Below are 25669 nucleotides of genomic sequence, written 5' to 3'. Positions count from 1 at the left end.
TCTTTTTATCAAGTAATTCTTTGTATATCATCAAATCGTTCTGTGTATGTTCATGTCCAATATCTATATGAATCATTTTATAATAATATCCGGTAAAAATCAATAAAACCATGGCTTTGAGAAATGAGTCACTCGTGTTATAATGGATGAAAAATGCGAATTGTGCCGTTACAGCAGACTGTCGCGGCTATTTTAGAGTTAGGTGAGGTACACAGCAAATGTTGACAATGCAGATAGGCATCGTTCTGGCTGTGATTCTGGCAGCGGCTGGAGTGATCCAGTGGAAGGTCCAGAGCAGCAGGCGGGAGAAACAAAAATATATATTGGAATATGCGGAAAAAGTAACAGATCTTGAAACCCGGAAAAAAGAAGAACAGAAACAGCAGGAACAGGCTGAGGAACAAAAACAGAAATACCGGGTATTTTATCTGGATTTTATGATCACTCACGGTTCCGCTTTCGGGGGATGCTGTGCCACCTGCGCGGATGGACGCCGGAGAAGAGGAGCCGTGCCGCTGGATCACATTTTAATGTATGGCAAACATCCTTCCGGAAAGGAATTTACCTATTATATTGAGGAGCAGGGCCTGGAGATCGGCGCTTCTGACGATCCCAATGCCCTCATTGTCCGCTCCAAGGACGCACCGTTCGAGATCCGGGAAGAGGGAATGGGACGGGATCAGGGCACAAAGACCCGGTCGGCAGTTCTAAAAAAAGATATTTTATACTATATTATTTTGGAGTCCAAGCATGAGATTTCCATAAAAGCAACTAAAACATGTTAAGGGCGGAGGATAAGTTTGAAAGTGAGCTTTCAAATTTACCATTATTAACGCAGTAAATGCGTCAGAAAAGGAGAAAAGATGCAGGAAACAACAACTGTGAAAATAAAAAAATGTCCATATTGTTTTCGGAAAATATCCAATGATGAAGTGGGATTTTTGCTGCGCCCCGACGGAGCCAGATTTTTATCTCCGGCGTTAAACGAAGTGGTTGCGCCGAAGACAGATCTTTCTTATCTGTATTTCTGGAACGCCATGGGAGTTCCGGAGGAGCAGGTGGACGCCAGCCGGGTGTATATTGATAATCAGATTATGACAGAGCTTAATCAGGAGCTGACAGCTTCCGGCCACGAGCTGGCGGTCAAGCATTTTGACCCGGACAGCTACGGGTATTCGTTTCATGTGGAGGAGGGAGCGGTGACGCTCTATTCCAATACCATGCTCTGCCCTTACTGCCACAATGAGCTGCCACAGAATTTTTTCCGGTATGAAATGCTCATGATCGGTCTGGCAGGCAGCGTCGCATCGGGAAAAACCGTCTATCTTTCCTCCCTCATGATGAACAGCTTTGACGCCATGCAGAGGGAGAACCTCACAGTGCGGAATGCCGGGGGTAATCCCAATGACAGTTACCGGATGGAGATGGAGAGAAATGCTGAGCGGCTTCTCCGCCGGGGAATCTGTCCGGAATCCACCAACAAGACGTTCCGGAAGCCCATATTTCTGGAGATTACCTATCGGGTCAGCGAGCAGGTCTTTCATCTGCTGACAGCCATCTATGATGTGGCGGGAGAGCTGATCCGCGAGAGTGCCGGTGTGGGACGGACGGGCTTTGTGCGTCATATGGACGGATATATCTGTCTGGTGGATCCTGCGCAGATGCATCTGGAACATTCGTTTATCACCAAGCAGATCCCTGACGAGGAGCGGGTTCTTGAGAAGCTGCATCTGATGACGAAGGAAGAACAGATTTCCATTCAGAGGATGAGCAACCAGAATGGCAAGCAGGTTATGAGTCAGGATGATTTCCTTGTGGAGCGTGCCGTCAGCGATGAATACATTTACGAGAGAAAGGCGGAGACGATTCTGGAGGCCATCCGCACCGGCGTGGGTGATCACGAGCTTGGAAAGAAATATATGGCTCTGACCATCGCAAAGAGCGATCTTTTGGAGGAGCTGGGTGAGATCCGCGGTTTCCGGGGAAGCAGCCTTCTCTTTGAGCGCAACCGGCCGGTTTACGGATTTATGAATATGGATCATCATTTCCTGCGCCAGGAGATATTAAAACAGATTTTTGACCAGAAAGTATTTCGCCTGCAGCGGAATCTGGATGATTATAAAGAGAGCAGCCTTTTTGCGGTTTCCGCGCTGGGCTGCGAGACTGAGGAAGTCAGAGATGAAGAAGGGGAAATGACAAAAACCGTTGGGAAAGTACGGCCAATCCGGGTGGAAGAACCAGTACTCTGGATGGTCATGAAATATATGCAGGAAAGAGGGTGGCTTGAATGACATCGGAATATTTAAGACATGAGTATACATGGTCCAATCACTGTATCACAGGAAATGTACTGGGATGGGGGATGACGGCGTCCTCCTGCCCCAAGGACAGAGATATGCTCAGAGAACTGGAAAAGACAGCTTCAGCGGCAGAGCCGGAGCGGGCAAAGGGGATCCCGGTGGAGGAATTATCTTTTGTTCCGGGCTGCGGCTTTGTAAAAATGACAGTGATTCCATGGGATTCCGGTGAAGACAATCGTAAAAATAAAAAGGTTTTTCTGTACCAGCCGAAGGAAACATCCGGCCGGCCGGACGTGTACATGGCGCCGCAGGGCACATGGAAAGATGAACCCCGGGAAGGATATCTTGCCCCGATAGAACTGGAGGCGAGAGAGGAACGGCCGGAAGATATATTTATAGAGATGCAAGTGTATGACAGGCTGCCTGATTTTCTGCGGGCGGTCTTTTGGTGCCTGTTTGAAAAAAAACAGGGGTTGAATTTTACGGCTCCTTCCTGGAAGCAGGAGGAGTTTGCAAAGAAGGCCGGAAAGCTCATGTATGCCATTCATTGTATCCTTCCGGAGTCTCTGCGGAAAAAAGCAGGTTACGTCTCTTACACGGAGCAGCCGGTAAGCCGGGAGCCGTTTTATTTTTCCAGAGAGCCTTATGGGGAGAATTGTATCAACATATCAGAGTTTGAAAAACAGGAGTTTCCTCCGGCCGCATCGAAGCTGGAAGAATATTTTTTCTATCATTTATCAGAATTTCTTGTTAAAAAGGACGCCCTCTATGACAGATTCTGGTCGGAGGCGGAGCAGTATTTAAAAACCAGCGCCGGAGGCAATGAAGAGCGGAAGCTTCAGTGGCTGTTCTATATGTTCTGTCAGAAAAACGGAATGGAGGCCCTTGATAAAAATGATCTTCTTCCGGGAATACCGGAACTGTTTTACTGGGCATCCAGAGAACCGGTACTGAAAGAGACTGCCGGTGAAGTGCAGGCACTTTTACATAAAGAGGCGTTTACCCGGGAAGAAAAGGAAGAATATATCCGGATCCTGCTGGAAGGATTTACAAAACGGGCCCAGGAGCCGGTGTGCGGGGAACTTGACTGGCTCCTGAACTCAATACGTGCGGACAGCCGGAAACATTTTCAGGAGCAGCTGGCGGTCATAAAAGAAAAGAATCCATTGATCTACGCTCTGCTTCTGGCACAGAACACGGAGAAAGAAGGCGCATGGCAGCAGGAATTTTTCAGGAAACATACGACTTCTTTTTCTAAAATGCAGAGCTATGTGGGACTTCTGGAGAAAGCGGAGATTCCTCCGGAAGTAAAAAATCAGATTATTCTGGAGGGGATCCATCTTCTCAATCAGAATCTGTTCAAAAAAGATAATTACACACAGTTTGACGCGCTGATGATCCGCCTTTCCAGGAAAGATCAGTGGGTGGAGATTTTAAAAGATTTTGTGTCCAGCCAGCTGGAACCTGAGGCGGCAAATCTGGATGATGCTCAGTTAAAAACTGCCTGCTATGTGGAACAGCTTCTGAAAAAATACGCGCCGGGAGAAGCGTCCGGAAAACTGGCGGAAGAACAGAAGAAGCGCCGGAAGCAGGAGAGAACGGAAGAGACAGCTGCTGAGGAAGCCGGATATGAAGAAGTGCAGGAAGACGAAGAAGAAGAGCCGGAGGAAGCGGAACCAGGTACATTGAGAGAAGCGCTTTTTGTGGGATATCCCCAGGGATTTCTTACGGGCTGCGCTCTCTATCTCTGCAATTATTCTCTGATGATCGGCCATTGGAAGATTGCTGTGGGAATGGCTGGCATGTGGCTGCTTTTGATGCTGAATTTCTATTATATGATGATGCACAAAGAGAAAAAATATCCATTCTGGAAAAATCTTGGCATGTGTATTCTGGAGGGATATGTGATAGAATTTATAGCATCCCTGTTTTTATCCCAGAGAATCCGGCTGTATTACTTTATTATTCTGGGAATTGCGGCCATTGCCGTGCAGGTGTTTAACATTTTCAGGAAAAGATTGGAAGAAGAGGAAGAATAAATGAAAACACAGGATAATGCAGACCGTTTTCTGGAAGAAATAGAAAAAAGACTGTCCGGAGCACAGAAGAACAGAAAGCCTTTTTCGCAGTTTCTGGAAGAAAAAATGGATCAGTTTGATTACAGCAACACATCTCTGGCCAAAAAGGTGTTCCACCGGGTGGAGAAAAAGGGCGAGGATGTGGTCCGTTATGTCCCGGTGACCAGGCAGACCATCGGGGCGTGGCTGAAAGGATCCATGCCTTCTTCCAGGGAGATATATATTACCCTCGGCATGGCTTTTGAGATGGGGCTGGAAGAGATCAATTACGTGCTGCTGGAAACCTATATGGGTTACGGACTTTACTGTAAGAATATTGAGGACGCCCTCTGGATCGCGCTCATTAACGGCCTGTTTTCCATCGACGAGATGGAAGCGGTGAAAGAACATATCGAGGATATGCTTTCTGAGGAGCAGGAGGAGACGGAAGGCCGCAGCCTGCCGACCATGGATTTATGGGTGATGCTCTCTCAGGCAGGTTCCCTGGAACAGTTTTATAATATCGTGCGCATGTACCGGGAAGAATTTAAGGACGGGACCAAGCGGTTTGGCCAATGTCTGGAGGAAGTTATCGAGGAGGAGTACGGTTACTATGAGAAGGCAGCCTGGCTGCTCCGGGATATCGGATGCATGCACTGTGAAGCCCAGTTTTCCAAGATAAAGGCCGGCAAGGCAGTGGTGACCAGAGAATGGCTGCTCCGGTTCTGTATTGCTCTGCAGCCAAGTGTGGAATCCATTGAAAAGCTTCTTGCCAAGGCACAGATGGAGCCCCTGGGCATCACGCCGGCGGAGATCATCATCGAGATGATCGCCAAATATAAGGCGGATTCTGTGGCAGACAGCCAGAAGATCTGGATGCTCATCGAGTCGGTGACCAAAGAACTGCGGGAAAAAGGTTATGAGATTGAAGATGACTTGTGCCGCAAATACGATTCCGTGTATGACGTGCCGTTTCAGCAGAAATGGTGGTTTTCCGCCTGTGTGGGCCATCAGCTGCTGGAGAATCAGAAAAAGAAAGATTTTGGCTATGAGAAAAACGGATACTGTCGTTATATCATGGTGGACCAGGTACTTTTTGACGATATGAACCGAAGCAAAAAAAATACCGCTTTCCGGAAAAATGCTGCCGCGTTCATGGGCGGAGACACTCTGTGGCAGGAAATCAGCGACTGGCAGGAGATACCTGCGCTCTCTGTGGAGAGAGGTTTCCAGCCGGATATGTTCGACCTGGAAAAGTTTGAGGATTACTGCTACATGCGTCGGCCGAGCCGGTTCTCCAAAGACTTTATCATGAATGACGTTTACTTCTATTCCGCTCTGCTCTATTCCATCTGGACAGGTAAATGTTTTCAGAAAGATTTCGGGGAAGCGGAAGTGGAAGAACTCAGAGAAGAGTTTGCCGCAAACGGACTCAAGGCAGATGGATTGCTCCGTATATTGGGAGAGAATCTCACGGAAGGGGCGAAATATCAGGAAGACTGCGATATCGCTCATATGATGGATGCGCTGTTTGAGATGTGATGACGATTTGGGACACATTTGCGCAAAAATGAAGAAAAAGAACGTTTGAATTAAAAAATGAACTATGATATGCTCCTGTTAACATAAGTAGAACAGGAGCTGATTTTTTTATGTCGATTTTATCGCAGATAGGCATCGTTGTGCTCATAGGATGCATTATTTTCATATTGATTCGTTCCAATAAGACGCTGAAGGAGGCTTCTGAAGAAGGCGAACAGTTCGTGGATGAGTGGGCGCTCCGTCAGCAGAAAAAAGAAGAGAGGGCCCTGGAAAAAGAAGAACGCCGGCAGGAGAAAGAAGAGCGGCTCCGGGATAAAAAAGAACGAAAGAAAAATAAAAAGGAACTTCTCTATGATGACGAAGAAGAGTGGGAAGAAGACCGCTGGAACCGTCAGGATAACTGGAACCGGGAGAACGACTGGGATGCGGACAATGACAGTGACCAGGAAGACGACTGGAACCGGGAAGAAAGCTGGAACGCAGCGGATGAAAACCGATGTGAGGATGGCAGGCACCGGGATGGCGGCATGAGAGGAGAAATGCAGCATTCCGGACGGAGGAGCACGACCTCCAGAGAGAAGATCATTTCCATGGATCAGTACAAAAATACGGGGATTACTCTTGTGCAGCTGGATGAAGGGCACCGGCCGGCCGCCCGGGTCCGGGTGACGAAGCTGCCGTTTACCATCGGGCGCAGCGAGGAGAATATGCTGGTGCTGGATGATCTTTGTGTGGCGAGAAAACATTGCCGTATCGTAGAGCAGAACGGAACATTTATTCTGGAAGATGTGGGAACTGCCAATAAGATTTTTGCGGGCGGCGCGGTCACAGACCATGTGGTGCTGGCTGACCAGAGTACCTTTTATATTGGAAATGTGGAATTCAGAGTGGAGATGAGCATGAGCAGAAGCGGACATACACATCTTTATCAGGGAGCAGGAGAGAGATATTATGAATAGCAGGGCGGAAAATAAAAAGAAAGCATTTTCCACGGAACGTTTTGTATGGGAACTGCAGAGAGCCTTTTATTCTTTTAAAAACAGTCCGGTGCTGGCTGTCATTCTTTTTCAGATTGCGGCATTTATTGTGGTCCATGCCAAGGGGGCCGGAAGTATCTACAGGGATATGATCGGAATTTTATTTCTGATCACATTGGTCTCCTGGTTTTTTACCTCTGTGATCCACGGAAATAAAAAGATTCTGATCTGTGCGCTGATTCTTCTCACAGTGGGAACTATGCTGCAGTGTATCATGGAACAGGAACAGATCATCAAGAAGCCGGAATTACTGGAAAATGGCAATCCGGCGGCGGGGCTGCAGCTGCAGTATCTCCTGGGATTTGCAGCGGCTTTTGTGGCGGCCGGATGTTATCTCAAATGGAAACAGATATCCGGAATGCGCATGTGCCGGATATTGGTCGTCTTATCACTGGGCTTATCCATGGTCACTCTGATCGCGTCAAGAGCTGTGGGCAATGTCCGTAACTGGATTCATATTGGCGGAATGTCCATTCAGACCACGGAGCTGGTGAAAGTGCTCTATGTATTTATTGCCGCTGCGCTGCTGGGAACCACGGAAAGACCGTCAAAACAGAGAATCCGGGTTTTTTACGGTGTCACTGTGCTGGAGATTCTCATGCTGGCTGCTCAGAGTGAGTTTGGAACCATGCTTTTGCTGCTGTTGATATTTCTGACTTTTGTCTTTTTATTTATTCCGGATATAAAAATTTTTATAAAAACCATTGTCGTCATGGCAATTCTGGCGGCATTGATGATCGTGACAGGAATACAGCTTGGCAGGCTGGCCGATGCGGGATCTTTTCTCGGAACCAATCCACTGTCCTCGTTTTTTCTGTCTAATTATGATAAGATCGCCAACCGGTTTATTTACTGGCTGGATCCGGAAAAGGATGCGCTGGGTCTCGGGTATCAGCTTCTCAAGGCGAGAGAGTCTATTTTGCTGGGCGGATGGTTCGGTACTTCATCGGTGACCGATCTGCCGGTCAAGACCAGCGATCTGGTATATCCGGCCTTGATTCAGCGGTGCGGTATGATTTTCGCGATTCTTGTTTTTTTCATTTTTATTCTGATGTGGCTGGAAGGTGTCCGGCTGTTTATAAGAAAAGGAGACCGGTATCACCAGGCGGTGGGCGCGGGATTTGTGTTTATGCTGTTTGATCAGACGCTGATCATCATCGCCGGCAGTACGGGGCTGTGTCCTCTGACCGGTATCACTCTTCCGTTTATTTCAAGCGGAGGAAGTTCGCTGGTGGTCACATTTATGATCGTCGGTATCATGATCGCCGTATCCAGCAACGTAAAATGGAAAGGACTGACAGATAATGAAGAAGAGTTTTTTAAAGAGAACGCAGTTTTTACAAAGTGCCACGCTTATCTGCGTCATCTTAATGATCATATCCCTCATCCGGACGTCCGCGCTGCTGCCGGGCGTCTCCGAGGAGGCCGACAAACAGAAGCAGGAGGCAAAGGAAAGCACGTATCAAAAGGAATACGTCCGGGGCAGAATTTTGGATCGAGAGGGAAACATTCTCGCGTCGTCCGAAAAGCCGGAAAGCAAAAGAATGTACAGTGATCCTTACGCGTTTTCCAATGTGGTTGGATACTGGTCCATTAAGTATGGTACATACGGCGTTGAAAATACCATGAACGAGGTACTCACTCACAGCGCTTCCAGAGAGGAAGACAAGAAGGGCGCCGATGTGTCGCTGACGTTGGATGCCGGTCTTCAGAAAAAGGCCTATGACCTGATTTCAGATTTTACTGGTTCCGCGGTAGTGTTAAACGCCAAAACAGGAGAAATCCTGGCGTTGGCATCATCTCCTTCTTTTAACGCCAATGCGCTGGAGGAAGACTGGGAGGAAATCAATAAACAGGAAGGCGTTTTCTATTCCAACGCTTACCAGAATCCGGTGGTGCCGGGTTCGGTGTTTAAACTGGTCACATCCAAAGCGATTCTGGAAGCAGGCATCGATGATGAGAAAGTGGAGGATGAGGGTAAACTGGTAATCAACGGACAGACCATCCGGAACTATGGAGGCACCGCCCACGGAACCCTGACCTTTGAGGAAGGGTTTGTGAAATCCTCCAACGTGTATTTTATGGACCGGGCGCTGGAAATGGGCGGACAGGCATTGCAGGAAGCGGCGGACAGTTTCCTGATCGGTCAGGATATCAAGCTTGACTTTACTACCCTGACGTCAACCTTTAACCTGGGTGATTATGAGGATAATGTCATAGCATCCACCGCTTTCGGTCAGGGGGAGACTTTGATCACGCCGCTTCACATGGCAATGATCGCGCAGAGTATCGCCGGTGACGGGGAAATGTTAAAACCATATCTCATACAGTCGGTGGTAAATGGAAGAGGAAAGACCACACAGGAAGGAAAAGCAGAAGTCCTCACAAAGACTATGGATAAAAAAATTGCAAAGAGAATCCGGGAAGTGATGACCGAGGCCGGAGAATCTTACGGCCTGGAAACGGTGGGGGACGGCTATGAGATTGCCGCCAAGACAGGAACAGCGGAGCGGGGAGACGGCTATAATAATGCCTGGCTTGTGACCTTCGCTCCGGCGGATGACCCGCAGTATGTGGTGGTGCTCAATCATCTGAAGACAAAAGAGATCGGAAAATCTCTGGCTCCTGTGGCGGAAAGCCTGTATCAGATCTTATTTGAAGAGTGAGGAGCGTATACTTTTATTTGAAGGGTGAGAACCGTATGCGGAAAGCCGGGAGGAACATCGACGCATGGTCAGGCGCCGCACCGCAGAAGCATCTCCTGGAAATCATAAAGGGACAGTTCTTCCGAAGGATGGCGGCCGGTTTCCAGCAGCTGGTATACCAGCGATGGCAGAGCTTCGATGTGGTTTTCTTCCATGAGGTCGTAAAGGAGATAGGTCAGTTCCTGAATGAGAAACTGCTGTCCCTTTAAATTGGGAGAGACATCATAGGAGAAACGGAGCTGGTACATCGGATAAGGATTCCGGAGGAAATAATAACAGTACGTGTAGTCCACCAGCGTCACTGCATAGTCTTCACGGCATCTGGAGATAATCAGATTGGAAGGATTCAAGTCGGTGTAAAGCACGCCGTGTTCCAGCAGATAAGCGAGAACCCGGGCGGTTTGATACAGAATCCGGCATAATTCTTGGATGGAAAGTGGTTTTTCCGGAGCCGGACGGGAACAATCTTCCATGCAGAGGGTGAGAGCCCCTTCTTCCTGACCGGGGAGACGATAATCTTCCCGCAGCCAGTAGTAGACGGGAATGGAAGGATGCCGCAAAGCAGACAGCGTCTCATATTCATCACAAAAAGCCTGTCTAACTGCGGCATCTTTTGTTATAATAGATTTCAGAATATAGCGATGCGCCTCATCTGCTGCCCGGTACAGGGTGATATCCTTTTTCTTTTGAAAGAATGTTATGGATGTAAATTCTGTGGAAACCATATAAACCTCCGTCTGTTCATAATGAAAACAGTGTAACATATAGGGTGAAAAATGGCAAACCTCCGGAAAAGCAGAAAAAGGCGGGATCAGAATAAAAAGGTGCTGTCAGAAACAGTAAAGAAGAAGCAAAGAAATACTGTGAAAACAGCACGGCAGGAAAGGAAGACAGAGAATGTATACATATATCCGGAGAGCACAGTATCATGAGACCGATCAGATGGGAATTATCCATCATTCCAATTATGTGAAATGGATGGAAGAAGCGAGGATCCGTTTCCTTGAAGAAATGGGAATTGATTACCGGAAACTGGAAGAAGACGGAATCATTTCTCCCATTGTGGAGATCTCAGTGAACTACAAAAAAACTGTAAACTTTGACGATGAAGTGAAAATCGGAGTCTTTGTGAAGAAGTATAACGGGGTTCGTCTTGGGCTGGGATATGAGATGAGAAACTGTAAAGACGATGCTGTGTGTACCACGGCGTATTCCATGAGCTGCTTTACAAAAGATGGAACCATTGTTTCTCTGAAAAAAGAGAAACCGGAGCTGGATGCCAGGGTGCGGCAGTATATGAAACAGAATCAAGTGGAAAGCGATACATAAAAGACAGAGGAACATAGAAAAGGAGGGCGACGGGTGGCTTTCTATTTCGCAAGTGAGAAGAACAAAAGAGAAGTCAATGAGGACAGTTATTGTCAGATGGAGCTTCGCATCAATCTGGAGGCATCCATCAGTGCCATGGTGGTGGCTGACGGTATGGGCGGACTGTCCGGCGGCAAGTTTTATTCGGAAGCGGCGCTGGAGCTTTGGTACCAGGGACTTCTAGATACCATGATGGGAGAGAATTTCCGCGACTGTTCCCTCCATCAGCAGATTGAAGCATTGACAGAGTTTTCGGAAAATATTTTTGAAAAAATCAACCGGCAGCTTTATAAAAAAGGACTGGACACCGGGGCCAAAGGTGGAACGACTCTGTCCACGGCTATTCATTTCTGGGATACCTGGATTATCGCAAACTGCGGGGACAGCCCGGTTTACGGTATGAAAAACGGGGAGCTTTCTCTTCTTGGAGAAATCCAGAATGTGGCCAGTCAGATGGTGAAAAAGGGGACCACGAAAGAGGGGACCACTCTTTTCTACCAGAATAAGAACCGGCTCACCGAATATCTTGGAAAGAGGGGAGAGGTGCATCCTTGCTGTATCCGTCTGCCCCAGGAAGCGGCAGACCTGATTCTCATGGGCTCTGACGGCGCCTTCGGCAATCTTTCCATGACACAGATCGAGCAGATTGTGGGTGGGCAGAGACCATCCCAGCAGATGCTCACGGAATTGTTTGAGCAGGCAAAAGCCTCCGGGGAGGACGACAATCAGACGGCCATCGTCTTTGTCAGGGAGGAGACCATGCCGACGGAGATTCTGCAGGAGGATCTGTATCGGGATCTGCAGCTGGGAGACGCTTTTCAGGACGCCGTGGCTCCGTTTTGCTCTTACACGGAGATACCGGAAGAAAAGCAGGAGCGAAGTTTTAAGGATAAGCTCCTTCGCCACCGTTTTGCGGGAGGAAAGGAAAGATGATCAACTATTTTGAGGAGGGGGAAACGTTCACATGGATCCGTGACAGGGAGCGTTCCGGGGAAGAGTTAGTCATTCCTTTGAAAATGTTAAAGGAAAGTCACCGGACCGGAAATAAGCAGGCCATGATTGCCAGTGATATCCGCACCGGAAAGAAATATTTTGTGAAGGTGCTGTTCTGCAGTAATCTGGAGCAGATTTATGTGGAAAAAGAGAGCAAGGTGCAGCTGTATTCTCCCTATGTCATCCGGATTTACGGGGGCATGCTGGATGAGAAAAATAAAAGATTTATCACTCTGGTGGAATATATCAACGAGAGAGATCTGTCGGATCTGGTGAGCAGCCACGGCATTGCCGGCCGTACCTGGAATGAGAAAATGAAAAGCTGCCATACCATTGCTCTGAAGTTCCTTTACGGAATCGACCATTACATGTCCATGCACCGGCAGGATCCCATCGTACACCGGGATTTGAAACCGGAAAATATTCTGGCATCGCCGGACGGCAGCACTGTAAAAATCATCGACTTTGACTGGGTTCATCTCCACGCTTCCAACGTGACTGTCATGACGAGACGGGAGCAGAAAGGGACGCCGGGTTACGCCGATCCCCGCTACTGGAACAGCTATATCTGCCGGAAGGAGATGGACATTTATTCCGCCGGGCTGGTGCTGTATTTCCTTTATACCGGCCATCATCATTTCTTCGGCAACGAGGAGCTGCAGCGGTACATGGTGGGCGATGATTACGCCTATGAGCTGAAGGAAATGCCCGGCATTGACGAGCGGCTGGTGCGGATCATCGCGCGGATGATTGCCCGGGAGGAAGAACGTTACAGCGATATCCGGGAGGTTATCGCGGACATGGAAGATTATTTAAAATCAGCGGGCCGTATGCCGGAGCTGCCGGAACTCTTAAAAGAAAAGGAGAACGGGGATACCATTCGTTTTTCTTATAAGGTGGGAGATGTAAAGTACAGTCCATATATAAAGAATTACCGTTTTGTACCCATTGAGTTTGGCAGGAAACAGGAGCGCAGTCAGAATGGAAAAATGAGCGGACATATCATGTCCTTCTACCGGACCGGAGATAAAATCCGGGCAGTGATCCTCCATGAGGACTGCCATCCGGTGGTGGAAAAAGTGAAAGACCATGTGAGCGAGGGAGACATTTTCTCGTACATGGGGACGAATATTGAAGTTTTGCAGATTAAGAAACGTGTCAGGACACTAGGATAGAGGAGGCATACATGAGCGATCGATGGAATCCGGAGATTCCTCTGGACATACAACAGCAGTTTACAAGAGAAAAGGAGCAGGCATTTACCCTGTATCTGGACTTTGTGGTGGACGGAACGGCGTCCATGTATACGATTTTTCCGGCGGTCTACTATGCCGCGGCACATTTTTTGGAATGTCTGTCCAAATATGAGGTATACCCCATGGTAGGGCTGACGGTCATCCGGAATGAGCAGCAGGGTGAGGAGACCGAGCGGGCAGTCTTTGAAAACGGGGAGTACTTTACAGGGGAGATTCCCCTGTTTTTGAAGAAGCTGAAAGGTGTGCAGCTTTACGGCGGCGGAGACGACGGAAAAGAATCCGTGCACACTGCCATCGGAAAGTCACTGAAGAAGTTCCCGTTTCAGGGAAGAAACCGGGCGATTTTTGTTTTTACCGACGCCTACGGAAGCAATGATTATGAGGAGTATGTACATGATCCGCTGGGACAGGTGATCTTTTTCTCGACAGAGGAAATGAGTGAGGAAGATTTCCGGTTCTGTTTCATGCAGGCGGACGGCGAGCTGGATGAGGAAGCCTCGCCGATGTTTCTTGATATTGAGAAACTGCTGAAACCGATGAGCACGGAGTTTTTGGATAATATTGTGAAGCCGCTTAAGGATTTGATGAAGGGAGTATCGATCGGTGCTTGATGAGAGAAAAACGGTGGGAATGCTCCGGGGGTCTAAAGAAGAGCTGTTTGCCCAGGGACATCCGGTCATCCGGCAGCTTAAAGAGATTCCGGGCTTGATTTTTCCCGGGGAGATGGAGGCGCTGCCTGCGTCTGCCATTTCTCTGAAACGATTGTTTACCAGAAAACAGATGGACGAAAATCATGTGGACTGTCTGATCCTGTACCGGATTGCCGACGGAGTGCTGCACATTTTGATGAAGCTTTCTGAGAAAGGAATTCATCCCGGACTCATTGAGACCGGCGATTTCTATGTGGAACTGCTGCCGGGAGGCGTACAGGTATATCTGACCCATCCGGAGAAGTTTCAGCTTCTCAACTTTGAGCAGGACTATGAATGGTATCCGGAAGATGAGAGGCTGTTTGGAGATCTGGAGCTTTTTGATGCGGACGCCCAGCGGCGGGCAGATGTCCGTCTTATTTATAAGATCCTTGTGGCAAGCTCCAAGGGAAATGTCAAGATGCCGCCGAAGTTCACGGAAGCCGATTATTCCGAGCTGTTCTACAAAGCTCTGCCGGATGAGTGGAAGCAGCTGTTTGCGGAGCAGCCGGACTGCGACTATGCAGTTATGGAGAGGCTTCTGAGACAGTGTATCGAGATGGAAGAAAGCTTTGCGAGAGAGGCCCGGGAGAAGTTTTCTGAGAAAGCACAGAAAAAGCTGGATGAACAGGAACAGATGCTGGCAGAACAGTCCGGCGCCGACAAAGGGAGAACAGGAAAACGAATGTTTTCGGCCATCGTCCTTCTTCGGACGGAACTGGACGACTGCAGGATCATGAGCCGGATGCTCTACCAGCTTCAGGATGAGCTGGAGACTGAAGCAGAGCTTGCCCGCTGGGAGTGGCAGCAGGCCTTTGTTTTTGGCAACGGCAGCATTGCGGTGAAAGAATTTGCTTCTTATCCGCCGGGCTTTCGCTGTCAGTGCGAGCAGGAGATTAAAGATTATTCCGCCGGAGAGGCGCTGATCATCGCCGCCAACCTCATGGAAGAAATCATGAGGCGTCACGGTCAGGGTAACATTTTCCGTATGTATGCGCTGGCAGACGGCCGCCTGAAAAATGACCGGGTCTTCCAGGCCGCATTGTCCATGTTAAAGACCCGGCAGCAGGAAGGCATGGAATTCTACCTGCTGGCCGGCGAGGAAAGCCGGTGCGAGGCCTGCCAGAAGCTGGGCTGTCTCATGAGACAGCAGGAGGAAGCCACCGGCTATCAGAGGGGCGCCCATGATGCGAAGAATGTATAAAAAATGTCGGGAGGTGCCAGATGCTGATACGGGCAATTCGCACATTCAGAGAAAAGACAAGAGAACGGTATGAAGCGGAAGAAGAAAAAACTATGGAGCCGTGGAAGAAAAAAGTCCGTGCGCTCCACGAAGATGCCGCCTTTTTATTTTATTTTGAGGAAGTGGAACCGGAACCAAACAGTCTTCTTAAATTTCTGATCCGGGGAGAAATCGTCAAAGGAGAGGTTCCTGTGGGAATCTCCGTACTTTTGCTGGACGGACAGGCGGAGGAACTGGGCCGGGCGGAAGTCTTAAGCGATCCGGAAGAAAAAGAAGAGAAACGGCTGGGACTCATGCACATCAAAAGAAACCAGTTTGTCATCAAAATCACAGAACTTTATGGAGAAAAGGCGGAAACCATGGAAGTGGGCAGATACCGGAGACAGGCCGATTCCCTGTGGGAACGGCTGTCTCTCATCACCAATCTGCCGCCGATAGAAGAACCGGAGAAATTGGACTCATTTTCAGATGACGTCAGTTGCCCTGCTTCTTCATAAGGGTGGAAAGCATTTCATTCATATCCACATTGCCGCCGCGGTTCATGGCGGAACTGAGCATCATAAATAACGAAGGGTCGGACAGGGGATTCCCGGTTCCAGCCCCTTTTTCTTCGGAAACAGCTTCCCCGGAACTCCGGTTTCCCGAAGACAGACTCTGATTCAGAAGCTGCATCAGTTCCGGATGACTCTGCATGGTCTCCTGCCAGTTCTGATAGACGCGGGAGAACCGGATAAAGTTCAGGATGGAATCAATCTGTTGCGCTTTTTCCTCAGAAACGGAGTTGCGCAGGGTCCGCAGCACAGATTCCACATCCACCGAGGAATCCTCGAACCCGCAGGCCCGCAGGCGGGGTTCATCGTCAAAACCGGTCAGGATCTTCTGGATTTCCAGAATCTTCATCTGCACGGCCAGCATTTTGGCCAGATGCGGGCGGCAGTAAGGAAGAACAGTTTCTATAATGGTCAGTGTGTCATCCTCCAGAAGACGGGACAGAGGAGACTCCTGACGGGAGAGATTGGAATTCATAATATCCTCCTTGGAATATCCTTCATATAGTAATATATGCAGCAATGATTTTGGCTGCTTTACACCATCCTATGAAAGGAAAGAAGAAGTTATGAAAGAAAATCTGATTCTCGAAGGAAATACCATCTATGAAATCGACCCGGTCTGCATGAGGATGAAAACACAGCCGCAGCAAAGACAGGCTGCGGGAGGGGGAAGAATGACGGAAGTGAAAGCAGAGGGGGACAGGAGGGCAGACTGTGGATGTGGGAACTTTTCATGCGGCCGCAATATTCCGTGCAGGAGTTCCCATAGATGCAGCAGCAGAAGCTCTCGTGCTATTTTCGGGGCATTGATACTGGCGGGCTGTCATGCGAAGCGCCGGGGACGAAAGACTTTTTGCGGCAGATAACGGAACCTATTTGCAGCAGATGATGGATTGTGTTTGTAATAGATGATGATTCTGCTGACAATCTGTCTTGATATTTTCATATAGAAATTATGATCGCACCGCTGTCTTTCGGGATGGCGGTGTTGTTTTCTGAAAATGTAAAAAAATGGATAAAATAGAAAAATAAGTAGAATAATAATGAACACTATGATAAACTGTAATAGAGAAATCTTCAGGATTTCTTGATGCAGCCGGAGGGCGTGCTTGCCATCTGTCCTGAGCTTTTACAGGAGGATGATGCTTATGAGTACATATGAGGAATTCATGGTCATATTGACGATAGGTCTTTTGATTGTTGCGATTCTCAATCTGAAAAGTAAGTAAGCCGCCCTGTCCCTTGGCACGGATTCATGGCGACTTATTTACTATAAATCAAATTGAATTAACACGCCGGGACGGATAGGCTTTATCTATCTTCCGGCTGCATGATTTGTTACTTTTATTTTAGCAGAAGGCAGAGGAAAGTCAACATTTTTGTGTGGCAAGAGGAGATGTTTTATGCAGTTGATGTCATTACCAAAAAGAAGAGAACGCAAATTCCGGCAAATCTGTATTGAACATCTATTTCAAAACTGCAGCAGGATATATCCGATTCAACAGAAAAAATTTTTCGGATCATTGAACATTTACAGATAAAAATGCAAATGGAAAGCGTATTATAATTTTGGGGTCCGGTGTGACAGAGCAATGTCATATCCGAAAACACACAGCAGGGGATTTTCCAGTCCGGAAAATCCCCTATGTCAATCTATGCGTTCATAAAATCATGAACCAGTCAGTTTTGAGATGAAAAACTAACCGTTTATTGTGGTTGTTTTACTGATGGAGTTATGCCCCGGTCAGCCACAGCAGCAGCTGTTTCCTCCGAAGCCGAATCCATTGCCGCATCCGCAGCAGGAGAGGATGAGAAGCAGCCAGATGATATCGCAGCAGTTTCCGTCGCCGCCGAATCCGTTTCCGTTGCCGCAGCAGCAAAGTAATAAGATAGGGAGCAGGCAGTTGCCGAAGCCTCCGTCGCATCCGTTTCCTCTGTTCTGGCAGTTTGTAGCAGCTAAATCACTCATATTGTGTTACCTCCAAGGTTTATTTACAGTTTATATTATGCCTGGCACAGGAAATGTTTCCAAAAAATATGCGGTCTGCCGGTGGCGTACCTGGATATAGAAGGATAAGCTGAGAAATAATTCAGATTCGGTAAATTTGAAAAAGGATTTCGTTTTTTCTGGCAAAAAAATGAAGAAATGGGTTGTATTTTATTCAGAGATGGCATACAATAGGGAAAGTGCTTGAAAGTCCGCGCCGAGAGGGCGCTGCAGGAGGCAGAAGAGCCGGTGTGCGGACCGTTTTGCAGAGTATAAAAAATAGAAACAGATATATTTGAAAAATACAGGAGGTATCAGGATGAAACCATATAAAGAGCTTACAAGAAAAGAACTGCTGGACCTGCAGAAAGAGCTGCAGGCAGTGTATCAGAGTGAAAAAGATAAAGGGATGAAGCTGGATATTTCCAGAGGAAAACCAAGCAAGGAACAGCTGGATCTGTCTATGCCGATGCTGGATGTGATCAACAGCAGTTCTGATATGCATGCGGAAGATGGAACTGATGTGAGAAATTATGGTCTGGTGGATGGTATTCCTGAAGCGAAGAAGCTGATGGGAGACCTGATGGGCGCTGATCCTTCCCAGGTCATTGTATGGGGAAATTCCAGCCTGAATATCATGTATGACTGTGTGGCACGTTCTGTGCTGTTCGGCGTTATGGGAAGCACTCCATGGTCAAAGCTTGATAAGGTGAAATTCTTATGTCCGGTACCGGGATATGACAGACATTTCGGCGTGACAGAACAGTTTGGCATTGAGATGATCAATGTACCGGTTCTTGAGGATGGCCCGGACATGGATATGGTGGAAGAGTATGTGAATAATGATCCTGCGGTAAAGGGTATCTGGTGCGTACCGGTCTATGCGAACCCGACCGGAAGCGTATATTCTGAGGAGACTGTAAAGAGAATGGCAGCCCTGAAACCGGCGGCCAAAGATTTCAGAATTTACTGGGATAACGCTTATTGTGTTCACCACTTATTTGATGAGGAGGAGAAACAGTGCAAGATCCTCAACATTCTTGATGAGTGTGAGAAAGCCGGCAATCCTGATATGGTATACCAGTTCTGTTCCACTTCCAAGGTGACTTTTGCGGGAGCTGGTATCGCGGCTATGTCCTCTTCTGTGGCCAATATCGCGGATATCAAGTCCAAAGTGCAGTGGTCAACCATCGGACCGGACAAGATCAATCAGCTTCGCCATGTGCGATTCTTTGGGGACGCCGATGGATTAAGAGAACACATGAAGAAACATGCGGCCATTGTTCGTCCGAAATTTGAAGAAGTGCTGAAGACTCTTGATGAAGAACTGAGTGAACTGCAGATTGCACAGTGGAGCCATCCGCTGGGAGGATACTTTGTTTCCTTTGATGCCATGGAAGGCTGTGCGAAGAAGATCGTGGCAAAATGTAAAGAAGCAGGTCTTGTGCTGACAGGAGCCGGTGCCGCTTTCCCTTACGGAAAGGATCCGAAAGACTCCAACATCCGTATTGCACCGACCATGCCTCCGATGGAAGAGCTGAAAGAGGCAATGCAGTTATTTGTGACCTGTGTAAAACTGGTGACAGTGGAAAAATTACTGGAAGCATAAAAAACTTGAAACAAAGGCGAGATTGCTGTAAGATATCATAGTCAAGCGATAACAGTAATCTCATGAAATGAGAGGATAAATACAGATGATGAGCAAAGAATCATTTGTATTTATCCTTTTTGTGCGATAAGCCCGGGATGGGAATGTGTCCGGAAGAAGAGTGACTCAGGATAAGAACTGCGCCCGGGCAGGAAAGGAAATAGATTATGGAGAATGTTACAATCAAAGATATTGTGGAGGCAACCGGAGGCGTTTTGCTGTGCGGGGATGAAAAGAAAGAGATCCGTGAGTTTTCCATTGATTCCAGAGAGGGAAATGAAGACAGCATTTTTGTGCCGATCATCGGGGAGAGGGTGGACGCCCACCGCTTTATCGCGGGAGCGCTGACGCTGAACGGCGCAACATTTACTTCGGAGCATTCTCCGGCGGATCAGGAGAAGCCATGGGAGAAGATTGCGGAGGAGACCGGTGCGGTGAAACCGTGGATTTATGTGAAGGATACGGTAAGAGCCATGCAGCAGGTGGGAACATTTTACAGGAACCGCCTTTCTCTGCCGGTGGTAGCTGTCACGGGAAGCGTGGGTAAGACCACCACGAGAGAGATGATCGCGACAGCTCTTTCTGCCGGAAAAAAGGTGTTTCAGACTCTGGGCAATCAGAACAGCCAGATCGGCGTGCCGCTGACTTTATCCCATATGACGAAAGAAGACGAGGCGGCGGTGCTGGAGATCGGCATGAGTGAGCGGGGACAGATTGAGACGCTGACCAAGATGATCCGGCCGGACATTGCCGTGGTCACCATGATCGGGGTGAGTCATATCGCTCAGCTGAAGTCCCAGGAGAACATTTGTCTGGAAAAAATGGATATTGTCAAAGGAGTGCCGGAAGACGGTATGGTGTTCCTGAACGGAGATGACCCGTTTCTCACTCCTTACCGGGGAAAATTGCGGCAGAAGACATATTTTTACGGCATGAGCCAGGACTGTGATTACCGGGCGGAGGATATCAGGAACGGTGACGGACAGATTTCCTTTACGTTTTGCGCGGGAGACCTGCGTCAGCCTGTGCTGCTGAATACCATGGGCGAGCACAATGTAAGAAATGCGCTGGTGGCTCTGGGCGTAGCCCATCAGATGGGCGTGGATGTGGAGAAGGCAGCGGAGAAGCTGCGGGAATTTCATGGACAGAGGCTACAGTTCGTTCACTGCGACCGGTGTACGGTCATCGACGATACCTATAACGCCAGCCCGGATTCCATGCGGGCGTCCATTCATGTGCTTTCTTCCATGGAAAATGTAAAAGGGCGCAAGATCGCTGCCCTTTCCGATATGCTGGAGTTAGGCGAAGATGAGCGGAAATATCACTATGAAGTGGGCAGGTATCTTGCGTCCCAGGATATTGATGAGCTGGTGGTGTTTGGAGAATTATCCAGAGAATTGCTGCGGGGAGCGAAAGACGCAGCAGAAAAGAATCAGGGCCATTGTGCCGGAAAAGAAGAAGATGGCCGCGCGGCCGGGCAGAGGTCCCTGCGTCTGACACAGGTGGAGGACCGGGAAGCCATGACTGCCTATCTGCTGAAAATACTTCAGCCGGAGGACGTGCTTCTGTTGAAGGCTTCCAACGGCATGAAGCTTTCCGAAGTGGCAAAAGCAGTGATCGGATAGCGGTTTTGTGCGCCGGAAAACGCACAGGATTGTTTTCCGGAGGCCGGAAAGCCAAATATAAGCAACCATAAATAATCATAGCAGGAAGAAGAGGTTTTTTCATGAATCAGAAGACATATAATGCGAACAGTATATCGGTTCTTGAGGGGCTGGAGGCCGTCCGTAAGCGTCCGGGAATGTACATAGGAAGTGTGTCCACGAAGGGACTGAATCATTTGATTTATGAGATTGTGGATAATTCCGTGGACGAGCATCTGGCGGGATATTGTCATAACATCCAGGTGATTCTCGATGAGGACGGCACAGCGACGATTTCCGATGACGGCCGGGGAATTCCGGTGGGCATCAATGAACAGACCGGCCTGCCGGCGGTGGAAGTGGTTTTTACGATGCTTCACGCCGGAGGAAAGTTCGGCACCGGCGGCTATAAGATTTCCGGCGGTCTGCACGGCGTTGGCGCTTCGGTGGTCAATGCCCTTTCGGTCTGGCTGGAGGTCAAAGTGCGCTCTGAAGGAAAGATTTATCAGCAGATGTATGAAAAAGGCAAACCGGTGGCGCCGCTGGAAGTGATCGGAAAATGTAAAAAAGACGATACGGGAACCACCGTCACATTTCTGCCGGACGGGGAAATATTTGATAAAACGTATTTCAAGGCGGAGGCCATCAAGAGCCGCCTTCATGAAACAGCGTATCTGAATCCGGGCCTTTCCATCACCTTTGAGAACCGCCGTCCCGGCGAGGAGGAGACCGTTGTCTACCATGAGGAAGACGGACTCAAAGCTTATGTGAAGGACTTAAATCAGGGAAAACCTCTGGTCAGTGAAATTGTTTATTTCAAAAAGAAGGTGGACGACATTGAGGTGGAAGTGGCGTTCCAGTATGTGGATGAATTTCAGGAAATGATACTCGGCTTCTGTAATAACATCTGCACCATGGAAGGCGGCACCCACATCACCGGCTTCAAGACGAAGTTTACTTCCGTCATGAATCAGTACGCCAGAGAGCTGGGAATCTTAAAAGACAAGGATCCGAATTTCACCGGCGCTGATGTGCGGAATGGCCTGACGGCGGTTTTGTCCATCAAACATAAAGATCCGAGATTCGAAGGACAGACCAAGACAAAGCTGGATAATCCGGATGCGGGAAAAGCGGTCAACGACGTGGTGGGCGAGGAGCTGGTACTTTACTTTGACCGGAATCTGGAAGAGCTGAAAAAGGTACTGGCCTGCGCGGAAAAATCTGCCAAGATCCGGAAGGCGGAAGAAAAGGCGCGGACCAACCTCATCACCAAATCCAAGTTTTCTATCGATACCAACGGAAAGCTTGCCAATTGTGAGAGCCGGAAACCGGAAGAATGCGAAGTCTTCATCGTGGAGGGAGACTCCGCCGGCGGCTCCGCCAAGACGGCCAGAAACCGCCGTACTCAGGCAATTCTGCCGATCCGGGGCAAGATCCTGAATGTGGAGAAGGCGTCCATGGACAAGGTTCTGGCCAACGCTGAGATCAAGACCATGATTCACACCTTCGGCTGTGGTTTCTCGGAAGGGTACGGAAATGACTTTGATATCAGCAAACTGCGTTATGATAAAATCATCATCATGACCGATGCCGATGTGGACGGCGCCCATATCGCCACGCTTCTGCTTACTTTCTTCTATCGTTTTATGCCGGATCTCATCCATCACGGACATGTATATCTGGCAACGCCGCCCCTTTACAAGGCGGTGCCGAAGAGAGGCAGGGAAGAATATCTTTACGACGATAAGGCACTGGAGAAATACCGGAAGACCCACAAAGGGCCATTCACTCTGCAAAGATACAAAGGTCTGGGTGAGATGGACGCGGAACAGCTCTGGGAGACCACGCTGAACCCGGAAACCCGTGTCCTGAAGCAGGTGGAGATCGAGGACGGACGAATGGCCTCCGCCGTCACCTCCATGCTCATGGGCAGCGAGGTGCCGCCTCGGAGAGAATTCATTCATAATCACGCGCAGGATGCGGATTTAGATGTGTAATTTGTCGAATTGAATCCGCAGATTTTGAAATCATCCGGATGTACCTGAACAGACGGATTTGCATTATCCGGATTATGATCAAATATTTCTGCTCAAATCGGCTGCATAGCTACTTATACGGCTACTTTTAGATTTCTCACTGATCTGAGCAGATACTGTGATGGATTCATAATCTGTAAAGCAGAATTTTGTATATTGTGAAGATATTTATAAATCAGGACAGAATAAATTTAACAGAACGGAGGAACTTATGTCGGAACGGATTATAAAAACAGAGTTTTCTGACGTCATGCAGAAGTCATATATCGATTATGCCATGAGTGTCATCTGCCAGAGAGCGCTGCCGGATGTGAGGGACGGCTTAAAGCCCGTGCAGAGGAGAGTGCTCTATGCCATGCAGGAGCTGGGCCTCAATGCGGATAAGCCGCACAGAAAGTCCGCGAGAATCGTAGGTGATACCATGGGTAAATATCACCCTCATGGAGACAGCTCCATCTATGAGGCTCTGGTAGTCATGGAACAGGAGTTTAAGAAGGGGATGCCTCTGGTGGACGGCCATGGAAACTTTGGTTCCATCGAGGGAGACGGTGCGGCGGCCATGCGTTACACGGAGGCGAAACTGCAGAAGTTTACCCAGGATGTATATCTGGCGGACCTCGATAAAAATGTGGTGGATTTTCATCCGAACTTCGATGAGACGGAAAAAGAGCCGGAAGTGCTGCCGGTGCGGATCCCGAACCTTCTCATCAATGGCGCTGAGGGTATCGCCGTGGGTATGACGACCAACATTCCTCCTCATAATCTGTCAGAGGTGATTGACGGGGTGACGGCCTATATGGATAACCCGGATATCACCACAGAGGAGCTGATGGAGTACATAAAAGGACCGGATTTCCCGACCGGCGGCCTGGTGGTCAACCAGAAAGATCTGCTTTCTATTTATGAGAGCGGCAGCGGCAAGATCAAGCTTCGGGGAAAAGTGGTTCTGGAGAAAGCGAAGAAGCGCTCGGAGAGAGATCGTCTGGTGATCACGGAGATTCCGTATACCATGATCGGGGCTAATATCGGAAAGTTCATCGCTGATGTGGTGGGACTCATTGAAAGCAAGAAGACTACGGATATCGTTGACGTATCCAACGAGTCCTCCAAAGAAGGCATCCGTATTGTGCTGGAGCTTAAAAAGAACGCCGATGTGGACCGGCTCAAAAATCTTCTGTACAAGAAGACCCGCCTGGAAGATACTTTCGGCGTCAACATGCTGGCGATTGCCGACGGCCGGCCGGAGCTGCTGGGGCTTAAAGATATCATTCGCCTGCACACCGATTTCCACTATGAAGTGGTGTCCAGAAAATATAAAACTCTTCTGGAAAAAGAGATGGTGCAGAAGGAGATTAAGGAAGGTCTGATCCAGGCCTGTGATATCATCGATCTGATCATCGAGATTCTGCGGGGAAGCAAGAATCTGGCGGAGGCAAAGGCCTGTCTCATGACCGGCGATACCGGAAAGATTACGTTCCGGACACAGAAATCCAAAAAAGCTGCGTCGAAGCTTTCTTTTACAGAGCGGCAGGCTGCGGCGATACTGGAAATGCGGCTGTATCGTCTGATCGGACTGGAGATTCTGGCGCTGCAGGAAGAATATGCGGAGATTTTGAAACGGATTCAGGAGTATGAGGAGATTCTCAGCAATCCGGAGGCCATGAAAAAGGTCATTAAAAAAGATCTGCAGAAAATCAAAAAAGAGTATGGGTTTGAGAGAAAAACTGCGCTGGAAAATGCAAAGGCGCCGGTGGTGATCGAGGAAGCTGTGGAAGAACGGGAAGTGGTCTTTGTCATGGACCGATTTGGCTACGGTAAGATCCTGGAGAAAAATATTTATGAACGTAACCAGGAGGCCGTGGAAGAGGAGTACCGGACGATCCTTCCGTGTATGAATACGGATAAACTCTGTATTTTCACTCAAAATGGCATTATGCATCAGGTAAAGGTACAGGATATTCCGGGAGGACGGCTGAGAGAAAAGGGGATGCCTCTGGATAATCTTTGTAATTATGACAGCCGGAACGAGCAGATTCTGTTCATCGTACCGGACAGGCAGCTGAAGGGAAATCTACTTCTTTTTGTCACCCGCACGTCGCTGTCAAAAATTGTGGATGGAACAGAATTCCTTGTTCAGAAAAAAACAGTGGCAGCCACAAAACTGAGCGAGGGAGATGAACTGGCGGCTGTTATGCTGTTGACGCCGGACCAGATGGAGAAAGGCTTTGTGGTCATGCAGAGCGAGGAGGGGTATTTCCTTCGGTTTCCGATTTCAGAGATCACGAAGAAAAAGAAAAATGCTCTCGGTATCCGGGGAATGAGCCTGAAAGATGAGGATCAGGTGCGGCAGGTCTATGTGACTGAGGCGGCGTCGGGAGATTCCATCTTGTATAAAGACAAAGAACTGTATTTTCAGAAGATCAGGCAGATGACCAGAGACAGCCGGGGAGTAAAAGTGAGAAGATAGAAAATAAAAAGGGTAATAAAAAAGAATCCTGGTGTGCTACCCGTCAAGTAGACAATGAAAAAAATAAAATTTTTGTGTTGCCCGGTTTGTACCGGGCAATATTTTTATGCGGCTAATAACCGTTCATGAAATTCAAACGGTGTTAAT

The 25669-nt window shown here is 48.5% G+C and carries 21 protein-coding genes; 18 read left to right on the top strand and 3 right to left on the bottom strand.

Translation table 11 applies throughout. From position 1 onward, the window contains the following. Window positions 1-218 precede the first annotated feature (218 nt). The 7 genes from B5E53_RS16310 to B5E53_RS16280 all read left to right on the top strand — a co-directional run bounded on the left by B5E53_RS16310 (window position 219) and on the right by B5E53_RS16280 (window position 9602). The gene (locus B5E53_RS16310) at window positions 219-785 is read left to right on the top strand and encodes a hypothetical protein (protein WP_140401521.1); all 567 of its coding nucleotides are present in this window, start codon (window positions 219-221) and stop codon (window positions 783-785) included. A 78-nt stretch (window positions 786-863) separates the two neighbouring features. Further along, the gene (locus tag B5E53_RS16305; RefSeq protein ID WP_087316958.1) at window positions 864-2291 is read left to right on the top strand and encodes a hypothetical protein; all 1428 of its coding nucleotides are present in this window, start codon (window positions 864-866) and stop codon (window positions 2289-2291) included. Next, window positions 2288-4339 carry a hypothetical protein gene (locus B5E53_RS16300; protein WP_087316955.1) on the top strand — a complete coding sequence of 684 codons (2052 nt, stop codon included), beginning with the start codon at window positions 2288-2290 and terminating at the stop codon, window positions 4337-4339. Before B5E53_RS16305 ends, B5E53_RS16300 begins: the two co-directional genes overlap by 4 nt. After that, window positions 4340-5899 (top strand): hypothetical protein, encoded by a 1560-nt coding sequence (locus B5E53_RS16295; protein ID WP_087316951.1) that lies wholly within the window; start codon window positions 4340-4342, stop codon window positions 5897-5899. A gap of 110 nt (window positions 5900-6009) precedes the next feature. Continuing rightward, window positions 6010-6858 (top strand): FHA domain-containing protein, encoded by an 849-nt coding sequence (locus B5E53_RS16290; RefSeq protein WP_087316948.1) that lies wholly within the window; start codon window positions 6010-6012, stop codon window positions 6856-6858. Next, entirely contained in the window at window positions 6851-8491 is a 1641-nt protein-coding gene (locus B5E53_RS16285) for an FtsW/RodA/SpoVE family cell cycle protein (protein WP_087316945.1), read from the top strand. The genes B5E53_RS16290 and B5E53_RS16285 overlap by 8 nt, the downstream gene beginning before the upstream one ends. Then, entirely contained in the window at window positions 8481-9602 is a 1122-nt protein-coding gene (locus B5E53_RS16280; protein WP_162611955.1) for a penicillin-binding transpeptidase domain-containing protein, read from the top strand. Before B5E53_RS16285 ends, B5E53_RS16280 begins: the two co-directional genes overlap by 11 nt. Window positions 9603-9670: 68 nt before the next feature. Here B5E53_RS16280 and B5E53_RS16275 read toward each other — a convergent pair whose 3' ends face one another. Beyond that, window positions 9671-10366 carry a hypothetical protein gene (locus B5E53_RS16275; RefSeq protein WP_162611954.1) on the bottom strand — a complete coding sequence of 232 codons (696 nt, stop codon included), beginning with the start codon at window positions 10364-10366 and terminating at the stop codon, window positions 9671-9673. 172 nt (window positions 10367-10538) lie between these two features. On the opposite strand from B5E53_RS16275, the gene B5E53_RS16270 reads away from it, so the two are divergent. The 6 genes from B5E53_RS16270 to B5E53_RS16245 are packed head-to-tail and all read left to right on the top strand — an operon-like array spanning window position 10539 to window position 15687. Further along, window positions 10539-10970, top strand: a complete 432-nt coding sequence (locus B5E53_RS16270) for a thioesterase family protein (RefSeq protein WP_087316939.1) — start codon at window positions 10539-10541, stop codon at window positions 10968-10970. A gap of 33 nt (window positions 10971-11003) precedes the next feature. Continuing rightward, window positions 11004-11942, top strand: a complete 939-nt coding sequence (locus B5E53_RS16265; RefSeq protein ID WP_087316937.1) for a protein phosphatase 2C domain-containing protein — start codon at window positions 11004-11006, stop codon at window positions 11940-11942. Then, window positions 11939-13177: a protein kinase gene (locus B5E53_RS16260; RefSeq protein WP_087316935.1), complete on the top strand. Its 1239-nt coding sequence runs from the start codon at window positions 11939-11941 to the stop codon at window positions 13175-13177. The genes B5E53_RS16265 and B5E53_RS16260 overlap by 4 nt, the downstream gene beginning before the upstream one ends. Window positions 13178-13188: 11 nt before the next feature. Next, window positions 13189-13869, top strand: coding sequence for a hypothetical protein (locus tag B5E53_RS16255; RefSeq protein WP_087316933.1), 681 nt, complete (start codon window positions 13189-13191; stop codon window positions 13867-13869). Beyond that, complete coding sequence (locus B5E53_RS16250) at window positions 13862-15151, top strand: hypothetical protein (protein WP_087316931.1); 1290 nt, start codon at window positions 13862-13864, stop codon at window positions 15149-15151. Before B5E53_RS16255 ends, B5E53_RS16250 begins: the two co-directional genes overlap by 8 nt. A 20-nt stretch (window positions 15152-15171) precedes the next feature. Next, on the top strand, window positions 15172-15687 hold the full coding sequence (locus B5E53_RS16245) for a hypothetical protein (protein ID WP_087316929.1): 516 nt from the start codon (window positions 15172-15174) through the stop codon (window positions 15685-15687). Here B5E53_RS16245 and B5E53_RS16240 read toward each other — a convergent pair. Further along, window positions 15665-16216 (bottom strand): hypothetical protein, encoded by a 552-nt coding sequence (locus B5E53_RS16240; protein ID WP_087316927.1) that lies wholly within the window; start codon window positions 16214-16216, stop codon window positions 15665-15667. The two genes, B5E53_RS16245 and B5E53_RS16240, sit on opposite strands and share 23 nt — an antisense overlap. Window positions 16217-16307: 91 nt before the next feature. Here B5E53_RS16240 and B5E53_RS16235 point away from each other — a divergent pair, with 91 nt between their 5' ends. Next, window positions 16308-16607, top strand: coding sequence for a hypothetical protein (locus B5E53_RS16235; protein ID WP_087316925.1), 300 nt, complete (start codon window positions 16308-16310; stop codon window positions 16605-16607). An 878-nt stretch (window positions 16608-17485) separates the two neighbouring features. Here the strand turns inward: B5E53_RS16235 and B5E53_RS16230 are convergent. Next, on the bottom strand, window positions 17486-17710 hold the full coding sequence (locus tag B5E53_RS16230) for a hypothetical protein (RefSeq protein WP_087316923.1): 225 nt from the start codon (window positions 17708-17710) through the stop codon (window positions 17486-17488). Window positions 17711-18047: 337 nt separating this feature from the next. Here B5E53_RS16230 and B5E53_RS16225 point away from each other — a divergent pair, with 337 nt between their 5' ends. From B5E53_RS16225 to B5E53_RS16210, 4 genes are all read left to right on the top strand, one after another. Next, entirely contained in the window at window positions 18048-19337 is a 1290-nt protein-coding gene (locus tag B5E53_RS16225) for an aminotransferase class I/II-fold pyridoxal phosphate-dependent enzyme (RefSeq protein WP_087316921.1), read from the top strand. A 206-nt stretch (window positions 19338-19543) separates the two neighbouring features. Continuing rightward, window positions 19544-21001, top strand: a complete 1458-nt coding sequence (gene murF / locus B5E53_RS16220) for a UDP-N-acetylmuramoyl-tripeptide--D-alanyl-D-alanine ligase (protein WP_087316919.1) — start codon at window positions 19544-19546, stop codon at window positions 20999-21001. Window positions 21002-21102: 101 nt separating this feature from the next. After that, the gene (locus tag B5E53_RS16215) at window positions 21103-23016 is read left to right on the top strand and encodes a DNA topoisomerase subunit B (RefSeq protein WP_087316917.1); all 1914 of its coding nucleotides are present in this window, start codon (window positions 21103-21105) and stop codon (window positions 23014-23016) included. Window positions 23017-23266: 250 nt separating this feature from the next. Then, window positions 23267-25522, top strand: a complete 2256-nt coding sequence (locus B5E53_RS16210) for a DNA topoisomerase (ATP-hydrolyzing) (RefSeq protein ID WP_087316915.1) — start codon at window positions 23267-23269, stop codon at window positions 25520-25522. The last annotated feature ends 147 nt before the right edge of the window (window positions 25523-25669 follow it).

Source organism: Eubacterium sp. An11 (genome assembly GCF_002161065.1).
GTDB lineage: Bacteria > Bacillota > Clostridia > Lachnospirales > Lachnospiraceae > Anaerobutyricum > Anaerobutyricum faecale.
The sequence above is the reverse complement of the archived record's forward strand: the minus strand, read 5'-3'. Positions and strand labels throughout refer to the sequence as shown.

Bases quoted from the DNA above. Each gene is read 5' to 3' on its own strand.
- B5E53_RS16310 (WP_140401521.1), top strand. From the start codon at position 219: ATGTTGACAATGCAGATAGGCATCGTTCTGGCTGTGATTCTGGCAGCG.
- B5E53_RS16305 (WP_087316958.1), top strand. From the start codon at position 864: ATGCAGGAAACAACAACTGTGAAAATAAAAAAATGTCCATATTGTTTT.
- B5E53_RS16300 (WP_087316955.1), top strand. From the start codon at position 2,288: ATGACATCGGAATATTTAAGACATGAGTATACATGGTCCAATCACTGT.
- B5E53_RS16295 (WP_087316951.1), top strand. From the start codon at position 4,340: ATGAAAACACAGGATAATGCAGACCGTTTTCTGGAAGAAATAGAAAAA.
- B5E53_RS16290 (WP_087316948.1), top strand. From the start codon at position 6,010: ATGTCGATTTTATCGCAGATAGGCATCGTTGTGCTCATAGGATGCATT.
- B5E53_RS16285 (WP_087316945.1), top strand. From the start codon at position 6,851: ATGAATAGCAGGGCGGAAAATAAAAAGAAAGCATTTTCCACGGAACGT.
- B5E53_RS16280 (WP_162611955.1), top strand. From the start codon at position 8,481: ATGTACAGTGATCCTTACGCGTTTTCCAATGTGGTTGGATACTGGTCC.
- B5E53_RS16275 (WP_162611954.1), bottom strand. From the start codon at position 10,366: ATGGTTTCCACAGAATTTACATCCATAACATTCTTTCAAAAGAAAAAG.
- B5E53_RS16270 (WP_087316939.1), top strand. From the start codon at position 10,539: ATGTATACATATATCCGGAGAGCACAGTATCATGAGACCGATCAGATG.
- B5E53_RS16260 (WP_087316935.1), top strand. From the start codon at position 11,939: ATGATCAACTATTTTGAGGAGGGGGAAACGTTCACATGGATCCGTGAC.
- B5E53_RS16255 (WP_087316933.1), top strand. From the start codon at position 13,189: ATGAGCGATCGATGGAATCCGGAGATTCCTCTGGACATACAACAGCAG.
- B5E53_RS16245 (WP_087316929.1), top strand. From the start codon at position 15,172: ATGCTGATACGGGCAATTCGCACATTCAGAGAAAAGACAAGAGAACGG.
- B5E53_RS16240 (WP_087316927.1), bottom strand. From the start codon at position 16,216: ATGAATTCCAATCTCTCCCGTCAGGAGTCTCCTCTGTCCCGTCTTCTG.
- B5E53_RS16235 (WP_087316925.1), top strand. From the start codon at position 16,308: ATGAAAGAAAATCTGATTCTCGAAGGAAATACCATCTATGAAATCGAC.
- B5E53_RS16230 (WP_087316923.1), bottom strand. From the start codon at position 17,710: ATGAGTGATTTAGCTGCTACAAACTGCCAGAACAGAGGAAACGGATGC.
- B5E53_RS16225 (WP_087316921.1), top strand. From the start codon at position 18,048: ATGAAACCATATAAAGAGCTTACAAGAAAAGAACTGCTGGACCTGCAG.
- murF (WP_087316919.1), top strand. From the start codon at position 19,544: ATGGAGAATGTTACAATCAAAGATATTGTGGAGGCAACCGGAGGCGTT.
- B5E53_RS16215 (WP_087316917.1), top strand. From the start codon at position 21,103: ATGAATCAGAAGACATATAATGCGAACAGTATATCGGTTCTTGAGGGG.
- B5E53_RS16210 (WP_087316915.1), top strand. From the start codon at position 23,267: ATGTCGGAACGGATTATAAAAACAGAGTTTTCTGACGTCATGCAGAAG.